Annotated in this window: 5 protein-coding genes, 1 tRNA gene and 1 pseudogene; 3 read left to right on the forward strand and 4 right to left on the reverse strand. The window is 62.0% G+C overall.

Annotated elements, in window-relative coordinates; genetic code table 11:
* Positions 1-44: 44 nt before the first annotated feature.
* Positions 45-121 (forward strand) — tRNA-Met (locus ABIE57_RS20360).
* 149 nt (positions 122-270) lie between these two features.
* Here the strand turns inward: ABIE57_RS20360 and merA are convergent.
* From merA to ABIE57_RS20375, 3 genes are all read right to left on the reverse strand, one after another.
* A complete protein-coding gene (gene merA / locus ABIE57_RS20365) occupies positions 271-1,701 on the reverse strand; it encodes a mercury(II) reductase (RefSeq protein WP_354540863.1) in 1,431 nt (476 codons plus the stop codon).
* Between the two features lie 12 nt (positions 1,702-1,713).
* Positions 1,714-1,941 carry a mercury resistance system transport protein MerF gene (gene merF, locus ABIE57_RS20370; RefSeq protein WP_354540864.1) on the reverse strand — a complete coding sequence of 76 codons (228 nt, stop codon included), beginning with the start codon at positions 1,939-1,941 and terminating at the stop codon, positions 1,714-1,716.
* 237 nt (positions 1,942-2,178) lie between these two features.
* On the reverse strand, positions 2,179-2,304 hold the full coding sequence (locus ABIE57_RS20375; protein WP_354540865.1) for a hypothetical protein: 126 nt from the start codon (positions 2,302-2,304) through the stop codon (positions 2,179-2,181).
* 72 nt (positions 2,305-2,376) lie between these two features.
* On the opposite strand from ABIE57_RS20375, the gene ABIE57_RS20380 reads away from it, so the two are divergent.
* Positions 2,377-2,805: a MerR family transcriptional regulator gene (locus tag ABIE57_RS20380; protein ID WP_354540866.1), complete on the forward strand. Its 429-nt coding sequence runs from the start codon at positions 2,377-2,379 to the stop codon at positions 2,803-2,805.
* Between the two features lie 31 nt (positions 2,806-2,836).
* Here ABIE57_RS20380 and ABIE57_RS20385 read toward each other — a convergent pair whose 3' ends face one another.
* The gene (locus ABIE57_RS20385) at positions 2,837-3,094 is read right to left on the reverse strand and encodes a hypothetical protein (protein ID WP_354540867.1); all 258 of its coding nucleotides are present in this window, start codon (positions 3,092-3,094) and stop codon (positions 2,837-2,839) included.
* Positions 3,095-3,122: 28 nt separating this feature from the next.
* Between ABIE57_RS20385 and ABIE57_RS20390 the strand changes: the two are divergent.
* Positions 3,123-3,499 (forward strand): annotated as a pseudogene (locus tag ABIE57_RS20390) (DJ-1/PfpI family protein); the annotation flags it as partial.

The following is a 3,499-nucleotide window of genomic DNA, read 5'->3' on the forward strand; positions in this document are numbered from 1 at the left end:
GGATAAAACGTATCTCTCAAAAACGATACAACAAACCACAACACCGCGGGATGGAGCAGCCAGGTAGCTCGTCAGGCTCATAACCTGAAGGTCGTAGGTTCAAATCCTACTCCCGCAACCAAATTACCTAACCTTTCCAAAGACTTAGAGCCCGACAAAAACACTTGTGTAAGCATAAGCACAAAACGAGTCAACGCCAAGTCAACGTTTTGCAAGTCCCCCTGAAACCAAGGGGGCTTTTTGCGTTCTGGGCCACCAGTCTGGTTTTGTTCACCCCGCACAACACGACAGCTTTGCCACGTCCCGATCGAAAGTCTGCGCCGCCAGTTTCAATCCTTCGACGGTAGTCAGGTAAGGGAAGATTGTTTCGCCAAGCGCCTTGGTCGTCATGCCGAACCTCAGCGCCAATGCCAGCGTCTGGACGCTGTCGGATCCTTCGGGCGCCGCGATCACGCCGCCCAGAAGCCTGTCGGTCTTGGCATCCGCCACCAGCTTGATCAGCCCACGCGTGTCGCGGGCTGCGAGCGCCCGGGGCACGTTGTCGAGTGACAGAACGCTTGTTTTCACCTCATGCCCGGCGGCAAGCGCCTGTTCCTCGGTCAGCCCGACCCCCGCCACCTGCGGGTCGGTGAACACCACCCAGGGCATTGGAGTATTGTCATAGTGTTCCGCGCCGCCCATGGCGTTCCTGGCTGCCAGCTTTGCGCCATAGGCGGCCATGTAGACGAACTGGTCGCGGTTGGTGACATCGCCTGCGGCGTAGATGCCGGGGCGGATGGTCTGCATATCGTCACCCACTTTGATTGCGCCGCGTCTGTCGGTCACTATCCCCATGTCTGCCAGTCCGAGACCTTCGGTATTGGGGCTGCGCCCGGCGGTCACCACCAGATGATCGGCGCGCAGCTCCAGCCGCTTTCCGCCCTCATCGAGGCACAGCACGGCACGGTCGCCGTCGCGTTGGCAGGCATCATAGGTCAAGCCACAGTGCATGGTGATGCCCTCGTCCCGGAACACCTGCGTCAGCGCCGCCGACACTTCGGGTTCGGCCTGCGGCAAAAGCCGTGAGCGGCAGACCACGGTCACGCGCACTCCCATCCGCGCCATCATCTGCGCCAGTTCCGCACCGATATAGCCGCCGCCGAGAAAGACCAGGCTTTCCGGCAGGGTTTCCAGCGCAAGAAGGGACGTGCTGTCCAGCGTCGGCACCTCCCCGATACCCGGAATGGGCGGCAGGGCAGGTCGACCGCCGGTGGCGACGATGACCTTGGGGGCACGGATCAGGCGCGAACCGACCTGCACGCCATCCGGGACAAGCCGGGCCGCGCCTTCATCGATATAGGTGATCTCCTCGTAGCCGGGCAGCAGATCGGCATATTTCTTTTGCCGCAGGCCAGAGACCAAGGCGTCCTTGCCCGCCATCAGCGCCGCCCAGTCATCGACCTGCGCCGCCCCCGACAGCCCCGGAAACCGCCGGGCCGCTTTCGCACCATGGATCGCTTCCGCCGCGCGGATCATCGCCTTCGACGGCACGCAGCCGATGTTCACACAGGTGCCGCCAATCAGACCGTGACCGATCAACGCCACGCGCTTGCCTGCCTCTGCCGCTGTGATAGACGCGGAAAACCCCGCCGATCCGGCACCGATCACCGCGAGGTCGAAAGTGTCCTGACCGCGTTCAGGATTGCTGCTGCACTCGTTCATGGTTGAATTCCTTCAGGAGTTCGTTGTGTTTCTTTGACGACGCCAGACGGCATAAATTGTCAGCCCGATGAAGAAGGCGAGTGCGGGCAAGAGCACAATATCAAGCCAGCCCACCAGAGCCGACAGCCCGACAATGCCAAACAGCACGACCAGAACCGGAGTGAAGCAGCACAGTGCGACGATGATCGTGCCGACAATACCGGTGATCAGCAGACGGCGATCAGATTTGTCCGCATTCATTGCCGGCGCTCCCCAAAAGGAGCTGTGCTTGTCGTACAGCAATCTCCTCGAAAGCGACGCAGGCTGCGCCACGTCAGCGCTGCGGCTGCGGCCACCAGCGCCGTGCCCAGACCGCCAAAGCCGCCGATCCACCCGGCAGCCGTGCCGGTGATTGCGGTAAATGCCCCGCCACCGCCTCCGCAGCAGGCAATCACTACCGGGGCGGCGATCCCTGTTGCAAGCATCCCGCCTTTCAGGTCATCGCGCATTTGCTTCACAGCAAGACCCCTCGACGCAGACGGGGTTGGTGCGGACATTGTCATGCCAGAACCCCAGCATATCGGCGCTGCCTGGCGCGGTTTCGGTCTCGAGAATGTCACTCATCGCATGGTTCCTTGTCATCCCGTTGCACCCGACCTACAGTCTGTAGCAACTACAGATGCAAGGAAAATCGACATGGTTGTCATTCACGAGGCTGCGATCCGCGCCGACAAGGCACTGCGCCGTGTCGATCTGGCCCGTGCCACGGGCTGCAATCTGGAAACCATCCGCTATTACGAGACGGCCGGAATCCTGCCGCCACCCGCCCGCACCGATGCAGGCCACCGCAGTTATGGTGCTGCGGATGTGCAGCGCCTGCGCTTTATCTTGCGCGCCCGCGAGTTGGGGTTTTCGCTGAGTGACATTCGCGGCTTGCTTGGACTAGGCGATGGCGCGCTGCGAAACTGCGCCGAGGTCAAGGAAAAGACCGAAGCGCACTTGGCCGAGGTTCGCGCAAAGATCGCGGATCTGCAGCGCATCGAGGCGGTTCTTTCTGAGACGGCCAGCCGATGCACCGGCGCAAGCGTTCCCGATTGCGCGGTTCTGTCCAGCCTTCGCACCTGAGGCCGGGTGTCGCGAAGTCATGACCTACATCTCAATGGATTCTGTCCGCGCAGCGCCGAGACTGGTCCCGCATTACGGCATATTCGCTTAACCAGCCAACCAGCACTGAATCCGCAGGCAATGCCATGATCTCGTCGGCGGCTTTGACCTGTTCTTCCTGACTGTATTCCACCACGGGCGGGCAAGGCGCACGCACATCAGAACCGGCCGTCGCGCATGCGCCGAACCAGAGCATCAGGGTCCCGATGACGGCGACTGGCGGCGTCCAGCATCTGGCGTTGGATCTCATGTATCGTTTCCGATGTTGAAAGGCGTTCGGCCAGCCGCCCGGCGCGTTCCCCGGCGCGGACGATGCCCAGACTGACGCGACGCAACGCTTCAAGGGTGACAAGGCGGGCCAGCGGGATTTGGCACATACGGTCGAACCGCCCATAGTCTCGGCGGACGGGTTCGATGCAGTCTTTTATCCCGGCGGTCACGGTCCGCTCTGGGATCTGGCCGAGGATGCCGACAGCATCAAGTTGATCGAAACCTGCGCCAGAACTGACCGCCCGATCGCCGCAGTCTGCCACGCACCGGCGGTGTTCAAGCACCCCAAGGGCGTGGACGGCAAACCCCTGGTCGCAGGCAAGACATTGACCGGGTTCACCAACACCGAAGAGGAGGCTGCTGGCCTGACCGCGGTGGTCCCATT

The organism is Roseovarius sp. MBR-6 (assembly GCF_040547525.1).
Lineage (GTDB): Bacteria > Pseudomonadota > Alphaproteobacteria > Rhodobacterales > Rhodobacteraceae > Roseovarius.

Coding starts and splice junctions, on each gene's coding strand:
- ABIE57_RS20375 (WP_354540865.1), bottom strand. CDS start 2,304: ATGAGTGACATTCTCGAGACCGAAACCGCGCCAGGCAGCGCCGATATG.
- merF (WP_354540864.1), bottom strand. CDS start 1,941: ATGAATGCGGACAAATCTGATCGCCGTCTGCTGATCACCGGTATTGTC.
- ABIE57_RS20385 (WP_354540867.1), bottom strand. CDS start 3,094: ATGAGATCCAACGCCAGATGCTGGACGCCGCCAGTCGCCGTCATCGGG.
- ABIE57_RS20380 (WP_354540866.1), top strand. CDS start 2,377: ATGGTTGTCATTCACGAGGCTGCGATCCGCGCCGACAAGGCACTGCGC.
- merA (WP_354540863.1), bottom strand. CDS start 1,701: ATGAACGAGTGCAGCAGCAATCCTGAACGCGGTCAGGACACTTTCGAC.